This window comes from Longitalea luteola (assembly GCF_017356035.1).
Classification (GTDB): domain Bacteria; phylum Bacteroidota; class Bacteroidia; order Chitinophagales; family Chitinophagaceae; genus Niastella; species Niastella luteola.
Window position 1 is genome coordinate 892450 of the sequence record NZ_JAFIQX010000001.1, and the last position, 25622, is coordinate 918071.

Genomic DNA, 25622 nt, shown 5'->3' on the forward strand with positions numbered 1-25622 from the left:
ATCAACAGGCATGGACAATAGGCTATTGGCAAAAGATCGACGTGCCGATGAAACGGGCTCATATTTAATAGCACATTGGCACATCAGCTGATTAGCTAATTGAGCTTATACCATGATGTTCTCGAGCACCGTTTGTCCGTCGAGCATACGAATGATGCGATGGCTGTAGCGGGCATCGTGTTCACTGTGCGTAACCATGATGATGGTGGTGCCCTGTTCGTTGAGGTCGGTAAGCAGGGTCATTACTTCGTTACCATTGCTGGAGTCGAGGTTACCGGTAGGCTCATCCGCCAGAATCAGCTTGGGATTATTCACTACGGCGCGCGCTACGGCAACACGTTGCTGCTGACCACCGCTCAGTTGTTGGGGATAGTGATTGCGGCGGTGCATGATCTGCATTTTATCCAGCACTTCTTCCACGCGCTTTTTGCGTTCTCCCGATTTTACCCCGGTATAGATGAGCGGCAACTCTACATTTTCGAAAACGGTGAGTTCATCGATGAGGTTAAAGCTTTGGAAAACGAAGCCGATGTTGTGTTTGCGCAGTTCGGCCCTTTTGCGCTCGTTAAAATGAGCTACTTCAATATTGTTGAAGAGGAAGCTGCCGTTATCGGGGTCGTCTAACAAACCCAAGATGTTCAACAGGGTCGATTTGCCACAACCCGATGGGCCCATGATGGCTACAAATTCGCCTTCCTTAACATCTATGGAAATTTTATTCAATGCCACCGTTTCAACCTCTTCCGTGCGATAGATTTTTTCGAGATCCCGGATCTTTATCATGTGATGTATGATTTGATTTGTTGTTTAGAAATTTTTGGTGAAATAATGAATGCGGAATCATTCCTTCTTCAACACCAGTTCCTGCATATTACCATAATTTTCATAACTGGAAGTAACTACTTTATCACCGGGTTTCAATCCTTCCAGCACTTCATAATAATCGGGGTTCTGACGGCCCAGCTGGATGTCGGCTTTATAAGCTGTTTTTCCATCTTCACTTACTTTAAAGATCCAGTTGCCACCGGTGGTTTGGTAGAAACCGCCTTTGGATACCAGCACTGCCTGTGTTTCATCGCTCAGCGCCAGTAATACCTGCAGGGTTTGCCCTCTGCGGATATTCTGCGGCACTTCGCCTACGAACTCCATGTCCACCTGGAAACGGCCGTTCACTACCTGGGTATATACTTTCTTTATCTTGAGTTTATAGTCTTTGTTCGACAGTGTAAACTTGGCGGTCAGGCCGGTAAAAACGTTGGTGATATAATGTTCGTCAATATCGGCCCTGATCTTGAAGCCACTGGTAGCATCAATTTGCCCCAGCCGTGTACCGGCGCTGATGTTCTGGCCTATTTCTGCATCAAAAGAGGTTAGCTGACCGGCAATAGGCGATTTAACAATGAGGTCGCCTACTTTTTTCTTCATAAGGTCGAGCGCTTTTTTCATGTTCAGGTACGACTGTTCCTGTTGCTGCAGCTGGATCCTGTTGGTAGCTGAATCCTGCCGCATAATGTCCTCTGTTAGTTTCTTACGGCGCAGCTGGTATTGGTAGGTATTTTCCGCCTGCTGGTATTCCTGTGTGCCGATCACCTTCTGGGCAACCAGTTTCTTATTAAGGTTATAAACGCGTTCTGCTTCTTTCAGCGCATTGTCTACTTCCGCCATCTGGTTCAGGCGGGAAACAGTATTCTGCTGGGCATTGTTGCGGGCTATCTGCATTTGGGTTAATACGTTGAATACACTGGTTTCCTGGTTGGCCAGGCTTAGCTCCAGGTCGGGATTGCTTAACCGGAGGATGGGCTGGCCTTCCTTCATCATGGTGCCGTCCTCAACAAATTTCTCTTCCACCCGGCCACCTTCCTGAGCATCCAGATAAATAGAAGTTTGTGGTAATACGATGCCATTGATGGGTATGGTTACCTGGAATGGCCCTTTTCTTACTTCACTGATGGTGATGCGCTCGGTGTCTACATTCAGCCGGCTTTTGCCGGAAGTAAAATAAAAACTGCCCAGGATCAGTAACGCGATCGCTGAAATGCCTGCAATGGTTATAATGCGTTTTGGGGTCCACGTTTTTTTAGCGATAACTCTATCCACTGTATAAATTTTTAATGTAATCCAAGCCGGTGTTGTTGAGCTGCCAGTCGGCCCGGCAGGCTTTCGGCTTCCTGTTACCACTACCGCAACAATATGCCAGAATATAAGTTAAGTGATTTACAGGAAATTAGACTGTAAATTCAGGCCCGGCTGTTCGCAACCAGTACACCGGGTGTTCGTTTTTGATACAATGGTGTAAAGCCGTGGTTCTTTCGTAAAAAATTGTTTGCCACGCCTTTGTAATTATGGTATAATTGTAGTGACGAATGTTACATCTACACTGAAATTTCAATTTAAAAATATGTTATTAAAGAATGCTACCATACTGGTGATCGATGATGATGTGGATGTACTAACTGCTGTGCGGCTGCTGTTGAAGACAGAAGCAAAAGAAGTGGTAACAGAAAAAAATCCGGAGAATCTTCGCTGGTTATTATCGAAACAATCCTTTGATGTCATCTTGCTCGATATGAACTTCAACAGTTCCATCAATACCGGTAACGAAGGGTTGTTCTGGTTGAAGAAGGTTAAAGAATTTAAGTCAGAAGCAGCGGTGATCATGATCACGGCATACGGCGATATTGACCTGGCGGTGCGTTCGCTGAAAGAAGGGGCTGCCGATTTTGTCGTAAAGCCCTGGCATAACGAAAAGCTGATCATAACGATAAAGGATGCCTTAAAAAGAAAAGAAGGTAAAACCAATGCACCGCCTGTACGCAGCAGTGATTCGATCATCGGCACCGAGCTGCTGGGTGAATCTGATATAATGGCGGATATCTTTTATAAGATCGAAAAAATTGCTCCTACCGATGCCAACATTCTCATATTAGGTGAAAATGGAACGGGAAAAGACCTGATTGCAAAAGCCATTCACCAGCATTCGCTTCGCGCCAAAAAGGCGTATGTGAAGGTGGATGTAGGCGCACTTACAGAAACCCTGTTCGAAAGTGAGCTGTTCGGTCATAAGAAAGGCGCTTTTACCGATGCCCGGGAAGACCGTGTGGGCCGGTTTGAAGCGGCCAATGGCGGCACTCTTTTCCTGGATGAGATTGGCAATATCTCGCTGCATCAACAGGCCAAGTTATTAAGCGTATTGCAAAACCGGCAGGTAATAAGGCTGGGCACCAACGATCCGGTTCCGGTAGACATCCGGCTGATCTGCGCAACCAACGTACCGCTGGCTGAACTCGCCAATGAGAACCGGTTCCGTAAAGATCTTATTTACCGCATCAATACCGTAGAGATCATGGTGCCGCCCTTACGGAAACGGGGCAACGATATTATTTTGCTGGCAAAACATTTCAGTCAGTTGTACAGCAATAAGTACCTGAAGCCGGTGATGGAACTGGATGATAAGGCGATCGATAAATTGCTCAGCTATCATTTTCCAGGGAACATCCGCGAGCTGCAGTATACTATTGAACGGGCGGTGATCATGTCAGACGGGCATGTGTTGCAGGCTACCGACCTTATCTTTTCACCCATTGAATCTTCGACTGCGCGCGAGAAAGAACCCGATGAACTGAACCTGAGCGCCGTTGAAAAGAACACCATTTTACATGTCATTGAAAAGCACAATGGCAATATTACCCGGGCGGCGAAGGAGCTGGGACTTACCCGCACTGCTTTGTACAGGAGGTTAAGTAAATACGATATTTAATGTGATGATGTGATAATGTGATAATCCCGAAGCCGGGACAAATTGTGATAATGAAATGCAGGGGAAGGCAACCACAAACCACAAACCACAAACTACAAACTTGTTTTATAAGCGTTTTGAATGGCGGATCATTTTCCAGGTGCTGTTCCTTTTTGTAATCCTGGCCATATCATCATTTCTGCTGGTAAAAGGATATTATGTGTATATGGTGGTAATGGCGCCCCTGCTCATTTACGCCATCGTTGAGTTATACCGCTTCCAGCGAAAGGCGCATGCCGAGCTGGATCAGTTTGTTGAATCGGTGCACTACCGTGATTTCTCACGCTATTTTGATGTAAAACATGCTCCCCTAGAACTTCAACCCTTGCGGAAAGGGTTCAATGAGATCAATTCCACGTTTAAGGTGATCAGTAAGGAAAAGGAAACGCAGTTCCAGTACCTGCAAAAAATACTGGAACTGGTTGATACGGGCATTTTGTCGTACAGGGAGCACAATGGCGAAGTGGTGTGGATGAATGAATCGCTGAAGCGGATGCTGCAACTGCCTTACCTGAAAACCATTCATTCGCTGGCCCGCCGGGACAATGACCTGTACCGGCAGGTGACATTACTGAAACCCGGGGAAACCAAGATCGCTACCGCCCATTCAGAAAAAACATCGTTTAAATTATTGATGTCGGCTACTGCCTTTCAAACGGATGGCAGCAAGTTCAAGCTGATCGCTTTTCAGAATGTAAGCGAGGCCCTGGATGAAACCGAATCCAAAGCATGGCAAAAGCTGTTGAGCGTAATGACGCATGAGATCATGAACTCCATAGCGCCCATTTCATCGCTTGCTGAAACTTTGAAATACCGGCTGCAGCAGCTGGCAGAGCGGCCCGACATGGAGTCTGGTTCCATGGACGACCTGGAACTTGGCATCGACACTATTAAGAGAAGGAGTGAGGGGTTGCTGAAGTTTGCAGAAACCTATCGCAACCTGAACAAGATCACCACGCTGAACCTGAAGAAGATCTATGTTCGTGATCTGTTCGAAAACCTGCATCACCTGATGCAGCCCACCCTGGAGCAAAAAAATATTGAGCTGGAAATTGTATTGAAAGATCCCGACCTGGAACTGGATGCTGATACCAACCTGCTGGAACAGGTGCTGATTAATTTGGTGGTGAATGCCATGGAGGCCGTGAAAGAGCGTCCGGCGCCCCGTATTGTATTATCTGCTTATTATGCCAACAACCATAGAACGGTGATCAAAGTAGCCGATAACGGTATTGGCATGCCCGAAGAGATCCTCGATAAAATATTCATTCCTTTCTTCAGTACCAAGAAGAGCGGCAGCGGCATTGGCCTCAGCCTGTGCAAGCAGATCATGATGCTGCATAAGGGCAATATCCAGGTGCAATCGGTAGAAGGGCAGGGGACTGCTTTTATGATGCAGTTTTAGTCAATGTGCTTATGTGCTAATTAGCTAATATGCTAATTGGCTAATATGCTAATTGGCTAACATGGTGAAGAAACAAGCACTACCTGCAACTTACAACTACTATTTTTTTATAAACTCAGGCTCACCCGTTTCGCCAGCCAGCTGTCTTTCACCGGAACAAGCCATTTGTTTTCCAACTCTTCTTTTGTTTGCACAAGGTTATTGAAGTAAAGCGTGTCGGAGGAAATAAAGTTATTGTCGACGGCATATTGCAACTGGGCAAGCGGAAGCATTTGCACTTTATCTTTTACCATAAAGGCCAGCATTTGCCGGTCGAACATATTTACGTTGAATAACTGTTCTATTTGTTTAATAAGGCGTACTGAGCTGTCGGTACTGCAGCCACTTACGCCGGTGGCACGCTCATCGGCCATCAGCACTATGAACTGGCCAAAGAAAAGGTTGGCATACCCTTTTACCGGCGCGCCATGCGATTGCCAGTTAGCGGTAAAACTATTCAGCAATTCCTCAATGTGTAGTGCTTCGCTCATCATAAACAGCCGGCTGCTCTGGTAAACCCAAACCCTCGAATCCGGTGCAAAATCGGCCGGTAATAATTCCCTGTAATTATCTATCATGATGCAAAATTAATACAAAACGGTTATTTCGTTGTATTACAATGCGGAATGAAGAAAGTTCAATGAGGAAACCAGATAATATAGCAGTAAGTAAAACGTGATCGAATGATCAGGGAAGCTTAGGGTTTTAATAAAATTGCGGCATATAAACCGAGGATCATTACTACAAGAGTTATAAAGGTTCCCAGCATCCATTTTTGCATGGAAATGATATTATCCTTCATTTCATTGCGTAAAGCATGGATATCTTCTTTAGTGGCTAATATTTCAAGTTTATTGCACAATTCTGTTTTAACTTTTACATCAACATAATGTGTCAGACATTCAGCTTCACTTCTACCTATCTTTTGCGCCAACACTTCATACAGCTTCGTCAGGGTTACAGTTTCCATCAGATGAGTATTTCTATGATTGGTGTACACGAATATAAGAATTTTATTTTTAATATTAAAGCAAAAAACGGTCCTGGCGCAGCCGGGACCGTTATATAAATTCCTGCCATTCAGGCTTATACATTAAACCTGAAGTGCATCACATCCCCATCTTTCACAACGTATTCCTTACCCTCGATGCGCAGTTTACCGGCTTCGCGGCAGGCTGCTTCTGAACCATAAGTAACGTAGTCGTTGTAAGCAATCACTTCGGCTTTGATAAAGCCTTTTTCAAAATCAGTGTGAATAACGCTGGCGGCCTGTGGGGCTTTCCAGCCTTCGTGGATCGTCCAGGCGCGCACTTCCTGCACACCGGCGGTAAAATAGGTTTGCAGGTTCAATAATTTATAAGCCGAATGGATCAGCCGGTCGAGGGCAGGTTCGGTCATTTTATATTCTTCCATGAACATTTGCTTGTCGGCCGGGTCTTCCATTTCACTGATCTGGGCTTCAATGCTGTTGTTCATGATGATCACCTGCGCATTTTCACCTTTAACGGCTTCCTGCAGGGCGGCAGAGAATTTGTTGCCGGTATGCATACTTGCTTCGTCTACATTGGCTACGTACAATACCGGTTTTTCGGTCAGCAGGAACAGGTCGGCAATGGCCGGGCGCTCTTCTTTGCTCAAACCCAGTTCCCGGATGCTTTTGCCTTTTTCCAGGTGCTCTTTGCAACGTACCAGGACGTCGTACTCCGCTTTCAGCTTGGGATCGAGGCGGGCCTGTTTTTCGATCCGGCTCAGCTTCTTGTCAACGCTTTCCAGGTCTTTCAGCTGTAATTCTATATCGATGATCTCTTTATCGCCTACAGGGTTAATGGCACCTTCATCACGCAGGATGTTCTCGTCCTCAAAACAGCGGATCACGTGAATGATGGCGTCCACTTCGCGGATATTACCCAGGAATTTATTGCCCAGTCCTTCCCCTTTGCTGGCGCCACGCACCAGTCCGGCAATATCCACAATTTCAATCTGGGTAGGAACAATACGATCGGGATGCACCAGTTCTGCCAGTTTTTGCAAGCGGGCGTCAGGTACGTCAACCAGGCCAACGTTCGGATCGATAGTACAGAAACGATAGTTGCTGGCTTGTGCTTTGGCACTGTTGCTCACTGCGTTAAATAAGGTTGATTTCCCTACATTCGGTAATCCTACAATTCCTGCTTGTAAAGCCATTTTACTTGTTTATTGTTTATGGTTTGTGGTTTGTTGTTATGGCCGTTCTTTTGATCTTACAATCGGCCTAATACGCAACCAGCTCAAAACTTAGAACTTAGAACTTAGAACTAATTTCGGCGGCGCAAAGATAGGTATTACCGGGTGATAAAATATGGCTGGATTCCTTTATCTTCAGCGCTTAATCTAATTCCCTTATGGCATTAAGTCGCATCTGGAGTGCCTTTATTATAGTTTCCATAATAGTAGCTGTTATTCAATTCGTCGCGGGTGGTCAAAAGCAGGTTTTCAGTTCCATGGTTATCGGAAAACGGGGCGATTCGGTTCGGGTGAAGGAAATGGCTGTAACTGCAGCCGATCCTGCCCTGGTGGCGGCATTGGATACGGCGGGCCGGGTAAAACAGGGCGACCTGGTTTACCGGCGGGAAGCAGATAAGGTAGTGGGGGTAACCGTGCAGGCTGCCAATGGAATTGTGGATACCTGCTGGGATGCGGTAGACCTTTGCCTTAAGCTGATCGGCATCCTGGCCCTGTTTATGGGCTTTATGAGTATTGCGGAAAAGGCAGGGGGCATTCACCTGTTGTCGCGGATCATTGGCCCTTTCTTCTCTAAACTGTTCCCCGAAGTGCCGAAGGGGCACCCGGCCATGGGCCATATGATCATGAACTTTTCCGCCAATCTGCTGGGACTCGACAATGCTGCCACGCCCTTTGGCTTAAAGGCCATGCAAAGCCTTCAGGAGCTCAATCCTAAAAAAGAGGTGGCCTCCAACGCGCAGATCATGTTCCTGTGTTTGCATGCTGCGGGATTCAACCTGATCCCTGTAAGTGTTATTGCTATAAGAGCTGCGCAACATGCCAGTGATCCTACCGACGTATTCCTGCCCTGTATGATCGTGACCTTTGTTGGCACCATGACCGCCATGTTCATTGTATCGCTCCGCCAAAAGATCAATCTGCTGCAGCCTGTCATCATAATGTGGATCGCAGGCATATCGGCTGTAGTTGCCCTGCTGGTTTGGTACCTGACTACCCTGGATGCCAATGGTGTGCAATTCTTTTCCAGCGTTTTGAGCAATGGGTTGATCCTGCTGGTCTTCCTGTTGACCGTGCTGGGAGCTGTATATAAAAAGATTGACGTATTTGACGCTTTTATAGACGGGGCCAAAAATGGTTTTGAAACAGCTATCCGCATCATTCCTTACCTGGTAGGTATCCTGGTAGCGGTAAGCATGCTGCGCACCAGCGGTACTTTCGATGTGATCATGGATGGCATCAGGAACTTCTTTGCTTTCCTGGGCGCTGATACCCGGTTTGTGGATGGACTGCCCACTGCGTTGATACGCCCGTTAAGCGGGGGAGCCGCCCGGGGTATGATGGTAAGCACCATGATGGCAAACGGGCCTGATTCATTCGCCAGCCGCCTTTCCGGTATTTTCCAGGGCGCTGCGGATACCACTTTCTATGTGGTTGCGGTTTACTTCGGTTCTGTTTCCATAAAAAATACCCGTTATGCCATTGGTACTATGTTGCTGGCCGACCTGGTATGCGTCATTACAGCCATTATTTTGGCTTATCTTTTCTTTGGGGGAAGCGCTTGAGCAATGTGATAATGTGATAATTTGATGATGTGATAATGGAATACAGCCTTAAGCCAATGTGCTGATCAGCTAATGTGCTGATTTGCGAACGAAATACAACCTTGAGCCAATGTGCTGATTAGTTAATGTGCTGATTTGCTAATGAAATACATCCTTAGGCAATGTGATAATGTGATAATTTGATGATGTGATAATGGAATACAGCCTTAAGCCAATGTGCTGATTAGCTAATGTGCTGATTTGCTAATGAAATACATCCTTAAGCAATGTGCTGATTAGCTAATGTGCTGATTTGCTAATTTGCTAATTTGCTAATGAAATACAGCCTTAGGCAATGTGATAATGTGATAATTTGATGATGTGATAATGGAATACAACCTTAAGCCAATGTGCTGATCAGCTAATGTGCTGATTTGCTGATTTGCTAATGAAATACAGCCTTAGGCAAGGTGCTTTTATAAACTGTAAACTTTGAACTTTGAACTGTGAACTTTGAACTGTGAACTTTGAACTGTGAACTGTGAACTTTGAACTGTGAACTTTGAACTTTGAACTGTTAAAGTACCTGTATGCCTGCGTCTATGTATGGTTTTAACTTGGGATCATCGGGTGGTAACTCGGTGATCAAAACATCTATGTGCTGAATGTCGCAAATATGAATAGGCTGTAAGGTGTTGATCTTTTCAGAAATGGTGAGACATACGATTTTCTGCGCCGACTGTATCATGGCTTTTTTCAACTGAACCACTTCCCAATCGTTATCGGTAGTACCGTGTTTGAGATCGATGGCATTGATGCCCAGCAAGCAGAGATCGGCATTGATCTGTTTTATTTTTGAAATCGCTTCCGCCCCAATAGTGATCTTGGAGCTTTTTGAAATGCGGTCGCCGATCATGATCACGTCAATGGTCGGGTGCTGCATGTATTCCAGTACGGCCGGTATGCTGCCCGACATGAAAGTGGCCTTCAACTGACGGGGCAGCGCGCGCGCCAGCTCAATGATGGTGGTGCCTCCACTGGTAAGTACAAACATGCCGTTCTGAATAAGCGCAGCAGCCTTATTGGCTATGATCTTTTTGTGATCCTGCGAATACACATTGTCGGTTGGATAATAAACTTCGTTGAAGGAATGGCTGAGTGCTCCTCCATGAACTTTGATGATCTTGCCTTCATCTGCAAGCTCCTGCAGATCACGGCGGATCGTGTCCTCTGAAACGCGGATCTCCTGGCTGAGTAAAGAAGAAAGTACCTTGTTATGCAGGTTTACCTGATGCAGAATATAGGCCTGACGCTCTTTTTTTAACATATGCAGTCTATGAGGTTACTTATCAAATATAACCATTTAGCTGCATAAAGGTGCATAAAAACGGGATAAAAACGCAATTTAATGGCATTTTATGCTAGATTTTCCGCTACTTTGCTGCTTTTTGCGGAAAGGATGTTACTTTAATGCCAATTTTTCGGCCCAGGCCGGCGAAAATCGGAGCATTAATTCGATTCTCCATTAATGGCTGCAAAGAGGGCGACAATATCCTTGTCGAGCTCCACTATCTTATTATGTAACTGTATATGTTTATCCAGGAATGTAGCGCGGGTATTATATAATTTATCAGCCTGCTGGGTCAGATCGCTGAAGGCGCCCCTGAAATCGTCGAAATTCTCATCGAGGCTGCAAATGTCAATTTCCATATTCTTATAATCCCTGATGATAGGGGAGAAATAGTTCTCGTCAAAATCATCAAACTGCTGCTCCAGTTTTTCCTGCTGTTGTTCAGTGGTCGCATATTCATGCTCGGCAGTCTTCAATCCGTCGACGTATGCATCGAAGATATGGTTGAAATTATGTAACTCGGTAAGCAGGGGCTGGGTATCGTAACAAACGCGTTCACTTTCATCAATGGATTCTATTTCTGTTTGTGTTAACGGACCGCCTTCTTCCAGGTAATGCAACATGGGTGTAAGCAGCAGGTACTCATTCTGCAGGTTTTCAAATATCACCTGGCATTGTTGCAATGGTTTTATTGCTGAAGTATAATAGGTTTCCAACCGCGATAATACCTGTTTATAGGCTTCTGCGCTGTTATGCAGTTCTACATATTTTTCAATGGCTGTTTGTTCCAATGCACTTAGTGGCGCTTCGCTTATATATTCCAGGCGTATAACGTGGAAAGGATGGTTAATGATCGTAGGTTTCATAGCACCATTTTATATAAAGCTACCGATTATTAACGCAAGATGTAATGGATGACGGCTTTTTAATTGAATGCAAGGTGTGCTGTATACACCGAAAGCAGAAGCCTCCCGTTTTACCAGGAGGCTTCCATATTTGTTTTCGGTCTGAAATCGATTATAATAGGAAAGGGTATTCGTTACTGAGACCCGTTGGTTATTTCCAACCGGGGTTCTGCATGCTGCTCTGCATATCTGCCGGATACAGCAGGATCTGGTTGTTAGGCACTGCGTATAAATAGTTCTTGGGATCAACAAATACACGTTGACTGGTTGCGGCATAGGGTGTAATATATCCCTGCGCATTTCTTTTTACTTCGGGGTTGGCCGGTACTTTGGCGCCCAGGAATATATCTGGGTTCAGTTTGCTATCCATATACGGTCCTTTTTTCCATCGCATCAGGTCCTGGTACCGGAAACCATCCATCATCAGCTCTACGCGTCGTTCGCGACGGATCTCCCAAATGAGGGACGACAGCTCGGAATCTTTTTTAGGATCAGTGAAACCGGGATTAACCGTCAATGGCGCTACCCCAGCTCTTGCCCGCAGCTTATTGATGGTGATATCGAGGTCGCCCTGTGTGATGGTATATAATCCCAGATTGTCAAGTTCTGCAGCCGCTTCTGCATAATTGAGGTAGATCTCCGACAAATAGAACAAAGGCGCATCCGTGATGTTGGTGTTGATGCCGGTCTGGATCTGTTTTAATGTAGTGGTATCTGGTAAGAACTTGGTTACGCGGTAGCCGGTTGTTGCCGTAAAACCATTTTTAGTATGCCCCAGGTAATAGAGATAGGTCGTATCTATCGTCAGCAGCAAACGTCTGTCGCGGTTAGCGAGTACTTTACTGAGGTCATCATCCTTTTGATACAAAGGTGAAACGGTAATTGGTTTTCCATCAGTGCACAGGTACGATTCTACGGCCGATTTGCTCAAGCCGCTGATAACAGTACTGCTGTACAAATAGGCGATGAGCGAGTGCATCAGGTAGGTAGGTTCATACCTTTTGTACAGGATCACTTCCCTGTTGGGAGCTAAATTATCTGCATTGTAAATAGACAGGTAATTGTTGCCAAGTGTATAACTGGCTTTTGCCATCAAAGCCTCCGAAGCTGCTTTCGATTCCTGCAGGTATTTACCGGCATCGGGCAGGCCGAGCTGTGTATGGTATTTCCGATAGGTTCCTTCGAACAGGCATACCCGTGATTTAAGGGCCAGGGCCACATCTTTATTTACGGTGTTGGGCAGATCTGTTTGACGAAGGTTCGCTATCGCGAAATTAAGATCGGCCAGCACACTATCCATAATCAGTTTACGCGGGGTGCGGGGTTTATACAGCTCCTCCGTATCAGTAACTTCATACGACCGGCCATACCAGGGCACATCACCAAAGATCTGCACCAGTTTGTAGTATTGCAGGGCCCGGAAGAAGCGGGCTATTCCACGCCAATGGTTCTTTGCATCATCGCTCATGGCTACCATGTCGATCCGCTCGAGCAATATATTGGCTTTCCTTACGTATGCGAACGTCCAGTCGGCATTGGTTGCCGGCGTGGTAGGTTGATATTGCGTAAAACCAGACGGTAACTGATCATCGGTAAATGTGGTAAAATAAAAATCGCCATTGGTGCTGGAGCCATTGCCAAAACCCGGGAACAAATTATAGAATTCCCAGTTATAGGCCCGTACGCTGTTCTCGTCTTTCCAATAGGCAGGATCGGTTAACGTATCCGGATTGTCTTTATCAATGTATTTGCTACAGGATGCACCTGCCAGCAATAGCAACAGGAACAAATAAGCTTTATTAAATTTCATATTATTGAAATTGTAAGTGATAGTTGTGGTTTAGTAAGTGATCTGGATACCAAATGAAAATTGACGGTTGAAGGGGTAGGTCCTACCCGTATAATTCAATCCACCATCTGTTATCTCCGGATCGATCGGTGCACCTACATTTGAAATTTCAGCCAGGTTTTGTCCGCTCACATAAAACCGCAGCTTCTGTACCTTGTAGCGGCTTAACAGGCTGGCCGGCATGGTATAGCCTATAGACACGTTCTTCAACCGGCAATAAGCCAGGTTTAACAAATAGCTCGATTGCGGGTAGAAGTTATTGCTACCGTTCAACAAACCGCCAATGGTGCCGGTTTGGTTATTGGGGTAGGGGGAAGGATAACGGGCATCTGTATTATCGGGCGTCCAGAAATCCATCTGGTTGGCATATAAGATGTCAAGGCTTTGGTACATGGGCAGAATGGTATTACCGATACCCCACCAGCTGCGTTTGCCTACGCCCTGAATAAAGATATCTATATCGAAGTTTTTCCAGCTGCCACCGATACGGGCGTTATAAATATAACGGGGCTGGGTGTTACCAATTACTTTCAGGTCACCATGATCCTCGAGGGTCATTCTGCCGCCGCTGATCGTGTCGTTACCATCGAGGTCCTTGTATTTGATATCGCCCGGGCCGAAATCGAAGTTTCCGGTTTCCAGGTTCTTTTGATAAGGTGATTTGGTTACGTCTTCTGCAGATTCAAAGAACCTGTCGGTTTCAAAGCCCCAGATTTCCCCATAGGTTTTGCCTACATAGTTGAGGCTGCTGTTGATAGACATGCTGGGGTTTTCCCATTTCGTAAACACAGTTTTATAATCGCTGAAGCCAAACGTACCGTACAATGAAATGTCTTTACCAATGTCATAATTAACGTCGATGTTAACTTCATAACCACGGGCGCGGAAATTACCTGCATTAATGTATGGGCCAGCCACGCCGAAAGAAGCGGGTACTGCTACCTGTTGGATCATACCTTTGGTATTGCGTTCGAACCAGTCGAAGGTGATACCGATGTGATTATTGAGAATGCGGGCATCGAGACCGAAATCGAGGGTGTTCACGCGTTCCCATTGTAAAGATTTGGCAATAGCGGAAGGCTGGCTAATACTTTGTGCATAGATACCTGAATTATTTAACCAGTTGGCCTGGGTGCCTGTCATTATGGTTTGGTACAAACTTCTTCCGGTGGAACTTATATCCTGGTTGCCCAACTCGCCATAAGAAGCGCGTAATTTAAGGTCATTCAAATACGGCGTGGCAAAATCCATGAACTCTTCCTGGCTGATGCGGTAGCCGGCAGATACGGAAGGGAAAAAGGCCCAGCGGTCCTGTGGCGGAAACAGGGAAGAACCGTCGTAACGGCCATTCAGTTCCAGCAGGTATTTTTCTTTATAATCATAGTTGATACGGCCAAAGTAACCGGCAAAGGCTTTCAGGCCATGTCCGTTCTGGCTCCAACCGCGGGGAACGTTTGAAGACGACGGGCCTCCGCTCCAGTCACCAGCCGCCGTATTGAATTCAGGTTGTGATGGATCTAACAATCCTTTCCGCGATACATAGTAGTTGATATTCTCATTGTCTTCGGCGTTGATACCGGCAATCACTTTCAAATTGTGGTCACCGAATTTGTCCTGGTAGGTAGCAAAGGAGTTCAGTGTATTTACTTTTAAGCGGCCGTTGGTATAGGTCAGTGCATTCTGTGAAGCGGCGATATCTGACAATGTCAGGGCGCCGGCTGTCCAGTAATCCCAGGCTATTACCGGGCCACTGGCTTCTTTGCGCAGGATGTTATCGCGACCGATCGTGTAATCGGTGCGGATATTTAATTTTTTGCTGATCTTGATGGTAGCGCCCAGGTCTATGCGCTGGTAGTTGCTAACCACCTTGCTTTTGTTGGCTGCCGCCATATACGCCGAGTTGGTCCTGAAATATTTTCCCTGGTAAGTGCCATAGGGGAAATAGGATCCCCAGCGCCAGAAATAATACCAGTAATTCTGGTATTCATAAGGGTATTCGTATTCAAAGTTCCGGTACAGGGTTTTGGCGCTTACATCGAGCCAGTCGGTTACAGTGGCGTTAACGCCTGCTGTTACGTTGTATTTTTTCAGGGCGTCAGGATTCATTTTCATGATACCGCCGTCATAGCTGTAACCTGCCGATAAGTAATAGGTGATCTTTTCACTGCCACCGGCTATGTTCAGGTTATGCAATTGGGAAAAGGTGTATTTGTTCAGCATTTCTTTTTTAGGGTCCCATACTTTATAAAAATAAGTACGGCCATCTGGCAGAATGTCCCAGTCTTCGCCTTTTACCATTTCAAGTCCGTTCTTGCCGGCATAATTGTTCTTCCAGTTAACGATACCGTCTCTTAATTTCAGCAGGCTCATGCCAAACGTTTCCGGTTGCAGCTTGGCGCGTACGGCTGCATCGTGTATTGCCTGCAGCTCATATTCAGGGTCGGCAAAGTCGGGCATTATGGTAGGCTTATTCCAGGAGAAGTTATTGGTATATGAAATAGATGCTTTCTGGTTTTTACGACCCGATTTTGTTTTGATCAATACCACGCCAAAAGCCGCACGTGCGCCATAAATAGAAGCAGAAGCCGCATCTTTCAGTACCGAGATGCTTTCGATATCCTGGGGGTTGATGATAGACAGATCGTCTGTTTGTACGTTATCGACCAGGATGAGCGGCCTGGCAGCGCCGTTGATGGAGCCGACACCGCGGATGGATACACTGGCGTCGGAAGTCAGGCCACCGTTACCATATTGAATGGTTAAACCAGGCACAATACCCTGCAAAGCCCTGGTAGGGTCGTTGAGGGGTTTACTGCCAAAGGTTTTGTTTACATCAACGGTGGCAATGGCGCCGGTAAGGTTTACCTTCTTCTGGGTGCCATAGGCTACAACCACTACCTGATCGAGCGATGACGCGGTTTCCAGTTCGATTTGATAAGAGGTGGTGCCGGGCGTTATGGCAATTCGTTGTGCTTTATAACCGGTATGGGATACTTCAATAGACTCATCCCCATCGGTTAGTTCAATAGTGAATTTTCCATTCAGATCGGAAAAAGTGGCTTTTTTGCTTTTACCAGTGATGACAGTAGCGCCGGGAATAGGGTTGTGCGTTGCTTTGTCGTGAACCTCCCCGCTGATCGATTGCCCAAGTGCAGCGCTGATCAAACAGCTGCATAGTGCCATCAGTGCAAGGAAACGGGCTTTTCTCATAATTTGTTTTTTTTAGTTAGTAGGAAAGTGCTTTCAATCCTGTTGGTTACAGGCTGGTTTTTACAGTTAACTGGAAGTCGTGATATATAGGGGTGCCGGGGTTACAGCACCTGGATACCGGCATCGATGTATGGCTTCAATACAGGTGCATCGGGTGGCAGTTCGGTGATCAGCACGTCGATGTCGGAGATATTGCAAATGTGAATGGGCTGCAGGGTATTGATCTTTTCGGAAATGGTGCAGCATACCACTTTACGCGATGAGTCGATCATGATCTTTTTCAGCTGCGCTATTTCCCAGTCGTTTTCAGTAGTACCGCGTTTGATGTCGATGGCATTGATGCCCAGGAAACACAGGTCGGCATTGATGTTCTTGATCTTGGCAATCGCTTCTGCGCCGATGGTGATCTTGGCATTTTTGGATACCCGGTCGCCGATCATGATGACTTCAATATTGGGATGCTGCATATACTCGAGAATGGCGGGAATGCTGCCTGAAATAAAAGTGGCTCTTAAAGAGGGTGGCAGTGCCCGGGCCATTTCAATGATGGTAGTGCCGCCGCTGGTAAGTACAAACATGCCGTTCTCAATTAAAGCGGCTGCTTTTTCGGCTATGATCCGTTTCTGGTCCTGCGAATACACGCTTGGACCGGCGTATATAACGTCATTGAAAGAATGAGACAGGGCGCCGCCATGAACTTTTATCAGTTTGCCTTCTTCTGAGAGTTCCTGCAGATCGCGGCGGATGGTGTCTTCCGAAACGCGGATCTCATGACTGAGCAGGGAAGAAAGTACTTTGTTATGCAGGTTGACCTGGTGCAGGATATATGCCTGACGTTCTTTTTTCAGCATACGCGTTAGTTGGTTTCAATTCAAATATAACAGGAAATGTAGCACGAAGACGCATAAATTGGATTAAATCTGTATAAATAACGCACGAAATTGTGCATGTTTTTGGCTTAATACTCAATTTATGCGGTTATTTGCGGTATTATAATATGTAGAATGTAAAAAGTGAAGCTTGATAAGAAGGAAGAAGCATGAAATAATTAGCTAATGTGATAATTAGCTGATGTGATAATTGAATACAGTTCCGATATTGAAGGGGATTGTGGGTGCCGGGGCAAGCGATAAACGTTAATTAGCTAATGTGCTAATTAGCTGATGTGCTAATGAATTAGATGATGTGATAATTAGCAAATGTGATAATGGAATACAGTTCCGATAATCAAGGCGACCGTGGGTGCCGGGGCAAGAGATAAACGTTAATTAGCTAATGTGCTAATTTGCTGATGTGCTAATGAATTAGCTGATGTGATAATTAGCTGATGTGATAATTGAATACAGTTCCGATAATCAAGGGGATTGTGGGTGCCGGGGCAAAAGATAAACGTTAATTAGCTAATGTGCTAATTAGCTGATGTGCTAATGAATTAGATGATGTGATGATTAGCTAATGTGATAATGGAATACAGTTCCGATAATCTACGGAATTGTCAATGAAAATCAAACCCGACTAAAGCGCGTTCCGCGTTCAGCGTTCAGCGTTCAGCGTTCCGCGTTAAGCGTTCAGCGTTCAGCGTTAAGCGTTCAGCGTTTTGCGTTCAGCGTTCCGCGTTATTTAATAACAAACCTGATCGTGAAGGCAAAGGCGTCGGGTACAAAGTTGATATCGGGCAGGAAGTCCAGCTCGGGTTTCCAGTCTAACGAAAGATTAACAGGCGCATTGGTGAATTTATAATCGAGTCCCACAATACCGGTAGGTCCAAGGTAAGTATCCCCATCCTGGAAGCCTACATATGCACCACCCCCATAAAACCAGCTAAGGCCCGGAGTGTTGAATTTATTATGGATCTCCAGCAATGCACCAATCCCAAACCGGTTGCCCCAGGCTACGATCCCTTCTATAGCGGTCTTATCGGTTGCAAAAAATTTACCTGAAATAGCGCTGCTTAAAGTAGGCGAGGAGTTGCTGAGGCGTATACCGGCTGCAAACCGGTAGTCCTGGGCGGCTGCACGCTGGCAAATAAACATACAACATAGTATAACGGGCAGGGTTATGGAGACTCTCTTCATGAAAAACAGTTTTTGAATTTCAATGATAAATTACCATCTCTACAAACAGCTATGGAGCCACCTCGATATCATGCTGCACATTGTAACCGTTACCAGCCGTGTATTGATTTATGCCGGTGTCACCGGGGTTGTATACTAAAAACGAAAATAGTGCCAAAGGTATTGATTAACTGTCTGTTAAAGTAGTTGGAGCGTTTTTTAACGTATCATTAGTCTGTTGCGGGAGGCAAACCGCCGGCCGTATAAAATGATGATAGCAGGCGCTGCCTTATAAAAATAGCTTAACTTCACTGTAATCGCCACGCAAAGGTGGTGCGCCATTATGAACCTTCAAATCCTGTTACAATGAATACTGTTTCACGCAGACGTGTAATTAAAACGATTGCTGCCGGCAGCGGCATCCTCTTACTTTCTCCCAATACATTATTAGCCGGTAACCGCCGCAATAAAGATAAACTGGGTGTGGCGTTGGTTGGACTGGGATATTACAGTACCGATCTGCTGGCGCCTGCATTGCAGCAAACAAAACATTGTTACCTGGCTGGTATTGTTACCGGCACGCCGTCAAAAGCGGAGGCCTGGAAGCAGAAATACAATATTCCCGATAAGAATATTTATAACTACCAGAACTTCGATACCATTGCCAACAACCCCGATATCGATGTGGTATATGTTGTGCTGCCTCCTTCCATGCACAAGGAATATGTGATCAGGGCTGCCAATGCGGGTAAGGATGTATGGTGCGAAAAGCCGATGGCTTTAACCGAAGCGGAATGTAATGCCATGATCAATGCCTGCCGCTCCAACAAAAAATCGCTGGCTATCGGCTACCGGTTGCATCATGAACCCAATACCCAGGCCTGGCGCCGGATCGTTAAGGAAAAACAATTGGGCAAAATAACAAAGGTGAACTGTGCAGCGGGTTATCGTGATAACCGCACCGACCACTGGAAGCAGAAGAAAGAAATGGGTGGGGGCGTTCTATATGATATGGGCGTTTATTCAATACAGGGAGCAAGGCTGGGCACGGGAATGGAACCGATCGCTATCGTATCGGCCCAAACTTCTACCACCAGGCCCGAGATCTATAAGAACGGACTGGATGAAACCACCATCGCCACCCTGGAATTTCCCGGGGGTGTAATGGCCGATATCAAAACAAGCTTCGGCGAGAATATCAATTTCCTCAATATTACCTGTGAGAAGGGCGAAGTGAAAGTGCAGCCCTATTCTTCATACAATGGACAAAATGCAACCAGTCCGCTCGGCACCATCAATCATCCTTACAGTATTCCCTTTCAACAGGCCAAACAAATGGATGATGATGCGCTGAGCATTATGCAAAAGAAGCCCATGCTGGTGCCGGGAGAAGAAGGCCTGCGCGATATCAGGATCGTGGAAGCTATTTATAAGTCAGCCAATACCAAACATCGGGTAAAATTGTAAGCACATTACTTAATAAATAAACAAGGTTGTCCCTTTTCTGAATTGGACAACCTTGTTATTATCTGTTATTACGCATCTCCGCTTCTGCGAAATGCGATGAAAATTTGTTGTTATTGGCGTTCTCTATGGCCGGTTTTTTAACTGCGGTGTTTTCGGCTGTTGTTTAGTGCTATCCTTCGAAGCATGTCTGAACAGGGGCCTCTCTTTCAACGGTTCTTTTTGTGGTGTTTTCTGCGGTGCGCCGGGCGTTACTTTGGGTGCCTGTTTAGGCGTTTCTAACGGCGGTGCAACCAGCTGTTGACTGCTCAACGAATCTGCCATTTCCAAAGAATCCACCAGATCCAGCGAATCCTTTATAACCACGGGTTTGATATCTTCATACAATTCAAATTTCGACTTTGGCCGGCGGTCTTCCAGCCATTTGAAATTGCGGAGCTTTTTATTCTCTTCCGTTGCCTGTCTTACCGGGTACATGGTACCGGATACTTCGCTGATGAATACCACTTTGTTCAGTTCTTTGTTCTTGAACCGCATGTCGATGATGTCGCTGGTGGCGTTGTTGATACCGACCAGGTAGTTCTTTTCATCTTTTACATAGTATATACTTTCCGCGTTGCCCGTTGCCCGCATGTATTCTATTTCCCCGTTCTTGAAATAACCATTCAGGCGGTTGCCTTTGATCTGGTTATACATCAGGGTATCGCTCAGGTTTACGGCAAAGCCGTTCTCAAACACAAACAGCCGGTCGGGGTTCTTGTTTTTAGTATACAGGAAAATGGTATCGCCGGTGATCTGGCTATTGCTGGCCCACATGACCGGGTCGGTGTATAACTGAAAAACAGAATCCTTGCCTGAATAAAACAGACTGTCTGAAACCGCCTGCATGGAATCAGAGTAAATACGTACATGATGCCATGCCTGGAAATAGCGGTCGGTACTATCGTTCTTGTTTTCTCTGGTTGCTTTGGCGGGTTTGGCTGCTTTCACCGGTTTACTGGCTACTGCCGGCGAGCCCGCTTTACCCGGCTTTTTGGTAGCCGGTCCTTTTACAAGCGCCGTATCTGTCTTGCGTTTAACAGGCGTGGCGGCCAGGGTAGCTGTGTCTGTTATTTTTATGGCGGAATCTTTCGCAAGGAGCGTGGTATCAGTTACTTTGATAACTGGATCTTTGGCCAGGGCAGTGGTATCTGCAATACGTTTCACCGTATCATCCGCCAGAGCGGCCGGATCTATCCGTTTAACAGGCGCTTTAGCCAGCTGCGCAGCGGTATCTGAGATACGTTTGGCTGTATCCGTTTGATGGCTGCTGCTGTCTTTGTAGCCGGGCAATTTACTTAGTCGGCCCGAGTACAGGGTATCGGCCGTGATAAAGATGGAGTCCTTGTCCTGCTTAATGATCATCAACGGATGCTGGGTGGCGCGGAAAGTGCCATCGTCGCGGTTGGCTTCAATGAAATTGGCCAGCACCGATACGCCCTGGGCAGTATCTATATACACGGCATTGCCCCGCAGTAAACTGAGGCCGAGGCTGTCGTTGCTGTCAATAGAATTGGCAATGATGGTTACTGCCCCGTCTTTTAGTATCGGCCGTTTGGCGAAATAAGCTTTCCGGTTGCGGGTATCATAAAATCCATCACTGGTATTGATGGTCCTTTTTGAGCTGTCGATGATAGTGGTGGGGGCTATGAAGGTTGCGATCTGGGTTTCGGTGTTGTACAACAACGAATCGGTCTTCAGACTGTATTGCGGATCTTTCAGGTCGACATCTTTTTTGAAATACACATCTTTCAGCTCTTCGTAATAGGTGCCTTCCTTACTGGTTAAGACAGATTGTTTGTTAATAAGTTTACCACCATTGTGGTATTCCCCGATCTTGGTATTCAGATCGTATTGAAGTTCGTTTGTGAGCAGGGTGCTTTTACTGTCGGTTAATGACACGTTGTTTTTGAGGTAGGCCATTTTTGTGTCGACATAGTACTGCAGGTACTGCGACCTGATATTGACAGTGTCGTTATCGATGATATGTACATTGCCAAACGCCTCAACGTACCGGGTCTTTTTATTGAACACGGCGCTATCGCAGTTGATCAATGTATTTTCCTGCCGTAACTGAACGTTGCCGGCCAGCATCTGCAGGTCGGTCAATGAGTCGGGCCGTTTATAGCTGAGCCGGTCGGCGTTAATGAGCGTCACTACTTTCATAGTGTCTGCGCCGGGCCGGGTGGTTATTACCTGAGCATCTATTTTACCAAAAGATAACAACGCTATCAGCGGCCAAAACACATATCGTATCATTTATAAAGCTTTCCTTGTTATTTCAGTGTATCAAGCGGTGCTTTTAACGGCCCCTTTTTATCTTTTGGTCCGAAAAGGGATATATTAATATAGCGTTTGGGATTTATCCGCAGATCGTCGAGCAAGATAGTCAAACTGCGATTGGTGCGTCGAACCTCTTCGTACAATTGGCGATCATTTAACAGCATACCAACAGTGCCTTCCTTGCTGTCGATCTTGGCGATCCCCGCTTCCAGTCTTGCCATTGTTCTTTGCAGGCTTTCAACAGCTTCCTGAATTTTTGCTTTCGACAATTGATCGGTTGCCGCCTGCAGGTTTGAGAATGTACTGTCAATTTTCGGACCATTACGCGCAAAGCCGGTGGTAATAGTATTCAGGTTACCGATCGTTTTGGCCAGCATGCCAGTTTCGGTATTCAGCATTTGCTGTAATGAATGACTGCTTGCGGCGAGGTTGGCTACAATACCCTGTAAATTGTTGCGGGTATTGGGATCGAGTATGGTATTCAGATTTTGCAACACCAGGTCGAGCGAAGCCAGGGTCTTATTGATATTGTTGATAGCCGGATCGAGGGATTTTTGCAGTTTGTCGGTCAATGCCAGGGAGCGCTCGGTACGGATGGTATCACCTTCTTTCAGGAAATCGCCGCCGCTGCCTAAAAAAATATTCACGCCGGTAGAACCTAACAACTCACTGTTAAGGGTGGCCACCGAGTTGCGGGGAATATTTATGTCCTTTGTTAAGGTAATGGTAACCACAATGCCACTCAGGTTCTTATCAGTCTCCTGCATACTGGTGACTTTACCCACCTGCAGGCCCTTGATAAATACCGGGTTGGATACCACCAGTTTTTCAATATTAGGAAACACAGCATATACTTCTTTACCACGCGCACTTTTTCCTTTCAAAAAATTAAAGCCAAGTATAAGCACAGTGATCGCAATTGCGGTTAATGCGCCTACTTTAGTTTCATTAGAAATTTTCATCTGAATTTGCTATGATGTTTTCAATGGCCAGACAAATCCCCGCGTACAATTGTTCACCGCCAGGTGAAAATCCTGTATTCCCGGGTTCATCTGAACGGGTTAAGTTTTAAAGGTTGCCCTTATAAAAACGGCCAATTGGAAGCAAAAGTATAAAAAATTGAAATACAGGCGAGTTGATAAGTTATCTTAGTTACCGGTTGCCTACTGGGAACTGCCCATGGCCATCTGCCAACTGCCCATTACCCAGTGCCAATCACCTGGAGGCGTGCAGTGATTTGGCGCTGCTGCTGTGGGCGGCGTTCTTTGAAATAGGCTGTGGCGCACTGGTGCCCTGGTAGCGTTTCACAGCATTGACGATGGCAGAGGCCATTTCATCCTGCCCTTTTTTGCTGTTCAGGTAGGCTTCATCAGCGCTGTGGGTGATATACCCGGTCTCCACGAGGATACTGGGCATGGCCGTAGCCTGTAACACCCAGATGCCTTTTTCATTACGCTGCTTCACCCCCCGGTTGATGCGGCCTTTTTTGGCCACTTCTTCCTGAACGAGGGTGGCCAGCAGGAGACTTTTGTTGAAGAAGCGTTTGGTCCATAAAAGCGACTTGGCCTTGAATTCAGGGTCATTGATATCAGGCACGTATTCCTTATCACTTACATCTTCGACCATACGTTCCCCAACATAACCACCCTTGATCGTTGACCTGTCGGCTGCCCAGATGTAGGTTTCAGTACCGCGGCTGGGATTATCGGTATACCAGGTCTTGTAGTTTTTAACCCGGCGCGTATGTTTTATGCGCTTTTTACCCTTGCGGGTATAGTAAACCTGCGTTTTATAACCGAGGAATTTCGTGTGTTTGATCTTGGGTGCTGCATTGGCGTGGATGGAAATGAAGAGGTCGCCTTTGTTGCGATTCGCATAATCGGCCCGGGCTTTTATTTCCGGGTAGGTATCACCCATGCGGGTATAATAGATCTTGAGTTCAGGAAATGTTGATTTAAGTTTCGCGCCCAGCTTGAGGGCAATGGCGAGACAAACCTTTTTTTCGGTAGAATAATCCCCACGGGCCCCGGGATCGCGGCCACCATGCCCGGCATCGATGATGATGGTCTTAATGCCCGGTCTGGCGATTGCTGGCACAGCGGGGGCTTTGCTGGCAGGGGCTGTGTTATACGAAGACACAACCAGGCAAAGTCCGGTGCCCAACAGGCAATAAATTAAATTTCGCAGCATCTATTCCGGGATTACGGGATTAATGTAAACAAGCTATTTTCTTCCGGTATAACGCAAAGATAGTGCTGCTATTGGCTTATCAATTCGTTAATATTCAAAAAGTACTAAAAACCAATTCGATAATTGGATAATGTGATGATATGATAATTAAATGTGATGCTAACAGACGTTTTGCAGTGGCCAAACTATGAACTTTGAACTATGAACTTTGAACTTTAAGAGCTTAATGAGTACCGGTGCTGTCGGCCGGGATCAATGGGGGCGGAGCTGGTTCTGATGTGGCAGATGAAGCCTGTTGAACCGGGGTAATGCCGCCCTCGAGGCTGGCTTTGTAACGTTTAATGGCATTTACAATGGCGGCCACTATTTCTTCCTGTCCTTTTTCGCTGTTAATGTATTCTTCTTCTTCTGTCTGGGTAATAAAACCGGTTTCCACCAGGATGCTGGGCATGCCGGTAGCCTGCAACACCCAGATGCCTTTTTCATTCCGTTGTTTTACACCCCGGCTGACCCTGCCGCCTTTAACAAATTCTTCTTCAACCAATGTGGCCAGCAGCAGGCTCTTACCGAAATATTTCTTTTCATAGAGCTGTGCCCTGATCATGGCTTCGGGCGAATTCAGGTCAAGCATATTGGTGCTGTCCTCTACCATTTCCCCGGTTTCACCGGTTGATTGAATAGCCTCGCCTTTATAACCGGTACGGTCGGCTGCCCAGATATAGGTTTCCGTGCCGTGCATCTGATTCTTGACCCAATAATTTTCATAAATGGGCACGCGCACGGTTTTTTTACGTCTTTTTGACCCTTTTCCCACATAAACAGTGCGGTTTTTATAGCCTACCACCCGTTTGGCATACCACCCGCCGGCTTTTGCACCGGAAGCATTGCAGTGAATGGCAATGAACAGATCGCCCTTGGCCTGGTTGGCCAAATCAGCACGATACCGCAAGGCATCATGAATATTGTTCAGTCCACCAGGGAGCTCATCGGTAGTGCGGGTAAATATCAGCTTACTTTCGGGTAATTCAGCGGCTAAGGCCTTACCCAGTTTGAGTGAAATGGACAAAGCAACGGCGGCTTCGGTAGAGAATTGTCCATGCGCGCCGGGGTCAATGCCCCCGTGGCCGGGATCGATAATGATAGTGCCGAGTACAGGTTTCTGTTGCGCCCATGCGCGGGTACCTGCAAAAAATAAAATTCCTGCAACAATAAAACTTAAAAAACCGCGATATAAATTTTTTTTATTCATTTATCCTTCAAGAATTTAGGAGAC

19 protein-coding genes are annotated in these 25622 nt (G+C 46.3%); 4 read left to right on the plus strand and 15 right to left on the minus strand.

The window, feature by feature from the left end; translation table 11 throughout:
• Nucleotides 1-105: 105 nt before the first annotated feature.
• Nucleotides 106-783, minus strand: coding sequence for an ABC transporter ATP-binding protein (locus JUB15_RS03385; protein ID WP_207510903.1), 678 nt, complete (start codon nt 781-783; stop codon nt 106-108).
• Nucleotides 784-840: 57 nt separating this feature from the next.
• A complete protein-coding gene (locus JUB15_RS28745; protein ID WP_207510904.1) occupies nt 841-2097 on the minus strand; it encodes an efflux RND transporter periplasmic adaptor subunit in 1257 nt (418 codons plus the stop codon).
• Nucleotides 2098-2398: 301 nt separating this feature from the next.
• Between JUB15_RS28745 and JUB15_RS03395 the strand changes: the two genes are divergently transcribed.
• The gene (locus JUB15_RS03395; RefSeq protein WP_207510905.1) at nt 2399-3757 is read left to right on the plus strand and encodes a sigma-54-dependent transcriptional regulator; all 1359 of its coding nucleotides are present in this window, start codon (nt 2399-2401) and stop codon (nt 3755-3757) included.
• Nucleotides 3758-3857: 100 nt separating this feature from the next.
• Nucleotides 3858-5201: a sensor histidine kinase gene (locus tag JUB15_RS03400; RefSeq protein ID WP_207510906.1), complete on the plus strand. Its 1344-nt coding sequence runs from the start codon at nt 3858-3860 to the stop codon at nt 5199-5201.
• 107 nt (nt 5202-5308) lie between these two features.
• Here the strand turns inward: JUB15_RS03400 and JUB15_RS03405 are convergent, their stop codons facing one another.
• From JUB15_RS03405 to ychF, 3 genes are all read right to left on the minus strand, one after another.
• Complete coding sequence (locus JUB15_RS03405) at nt 5309-5818, minus strand: hypothetical protein (RefSeq protein ID WP_207510907.1); 510 nt, start codon at nt 5816-5818, stop codon at nt 5309-5311.
• A gap of 119 nt (nt 5819-5937) precedes the next feature.
• Entirely contained in the window at nt 5938-6210 is a 273-nt protein-coding gene (locus JUB15_RS03410; protein WP_207510908.1) for a hypothetical protein, read from the minus strand.
• 116 nt (nt 6211-6326) lie between these two features.
• Nucleotides 6327-7424, minus strand: coding sequence for a redox-regulated ATPase YchF (gene ychF / locus JUB15_RS03415; RefSeq protein ID WP_207510909.1), 1098 nt, complete (start codon nt 7422-7424; stop codon nt 6327-6329).
• A 197-nt stretch (nt 7425-7621) separates the two neighbouring features.
• Here ychF and JUB15_RS03420 point away from each other — a divergent pair, with 197 nt between their 5' ends.
• A complete protein-coding gene (locus JUB15_RS03420) occupies nt 7622-9025 on the plus strand; it encodes a nucleoside recognition domain-containing protein (protein ID WP_207510910.1) in 1404 nt (467 codons plus the stop codon).
• A 556-nt stretch (nt 9026-9581) separates the two neighbouring features.
• On the opposite strand, the gene JUB15_RS03425 is transcribed toward JUB15_RS03420, so the two are convergent.
• The 6 genes from JUB15_RS03425 to JUB15_RS03450 form a co-directional block, all read right to left on the minus strand.
• Nucleotides 9582-10331, minus strand: coding sequence for a DeoR/GlpR family DNA-binding transcription regulator (locus tag JUB15_RS03425; RefSeq protein WP_207510911.1), 750 nt, complete (start codon nt 10329-10331; stop codon nt 9582-9584).
• Nucleotides 10332-10513: 182 nt separating this feature from the next.
• Entirely contained in the window at nt 10514-11221 is a 708-nt protein-coding gene (locus tag JUB15_RS03430; protein ID WP_207510912.1) for a hypothetical protein, read from the minus strand.
• A 190-nt stretch (nt 11222-11411) separates the two neighbouring features.
• Entirely contained in the window at nt 11412-13070 is a 1659-nt protein-coding gene (locus JUB15_RS03435) for a RagB/SusD family nutrient uptake outer membrane protein (RefSeq protein ID WP_207510913.1), read from the minus strand.
• A gap of 30 nt (nt 13071-13100) precedes the next feature.
• The gene (locus tag JUB15_RS03440) at nt 13101-16319 is read right to left on the minus strand and encodes a SusC/RagA family TonB-linked outer membrane protein (protein WP_207510914.1); all 3219 of its coding nucleotides are present in this window, start codon (nt 16317-16319) and stop codon (nt 13101-13103) included.
• Between the two features lie 101 nt (nt 16320-16420).
• Nucleotides 16421-17170, minus strand: a complete 750-nt coding sequence (locus JUB15_RS03445; RefSeq protein WP_207510915.1) for a DeoR/GlpR family DNA-binding transcription regulator — start codon at nt 17168-17170, stop codon at nt 16421-16423.
• Between the two features lie 765 nt (nt 17171-17935).
• On the minus strand, nt 17936-18394 hold the full coding sequence (locus JUB15_RS03450; RefSeq protein WP_207510916.1) for a hypothetical protein: 459 nt from the start codon (nt 18392-18394) through the stop codon (nt 17936-17938).
• 345 nt (nt 18395-18739) lie between these two features.
• On the opposite strand from JUB15_RS03450, the gene JUB15_RS03455 reads away from it, so the two are divergent.
• On the plus strand, nt 18740-19840 hold the full coding sequence (locus JUB15_RS03455; RefSeq protein WP_207510917.1) for a Gfo/Idh/MocA family protein: 1101 nt from the start codon (nt 18740-18742) through the stop codon (nt 19838-19840).
• A gap of 123 nt (nt 19841-19963) precedes the next feature.
• Here JUB15_RS03455 and JUB15_RS03460 read toward each other — a convergent pair whose 3' ends face one another.
• The 4 genes from JUB15_RS03460 to JUB15_RS03475 form a co-directional block, all read right to left on the minus strand.
• On the minus strand, nt 19964-22135 hold the full coding sequence (locus JUB15_RS03460; RefSeq protein WP_207510918.1) for an OstA-like protein: 2172 nt from the start codon (nt 22133-22135) through the stop codon (nt 19964-19966).
• Nucleotides 22136-22152: 17 nt separating this feature from the next.
• Nucleotides 22153-23121, minus strand: coding sequence for an MlaD family protein (locus JUB15_RS03465; RefSeq protein WP_207510919.1), 969 nt, complete (start codon nt 23119-23121; stop codon nt 22153-22155).
• A 253-nt stretch (nt 23122-23374) separates the two neighbouring features.
• Nucleotides 23375-24349 (minus strand): N-acetylmuramoyl-L-alanine amidase family protein, encoded by a 975-nt coding sequence (locus JUB15_RS03470; protein WP_207510920.1) that lies wholly within the window; start codon nt 24347-24349, stop codon nt 23375-23377.
• Nucleotides 24350-24572: 223 nt separating this feature from the next.
• Entirely contained in the window at nt 24573-25598 is a 1026-nt protein-coding gene (locus JUB15_RS03475) for an N-acetylmuramoyl-L-alanine amidase family protein (RefSeq protein WP_207510921.1), read from the minus strand.
• Nucleotides 25599-25622: the final 24 nt, after the last annotated feature.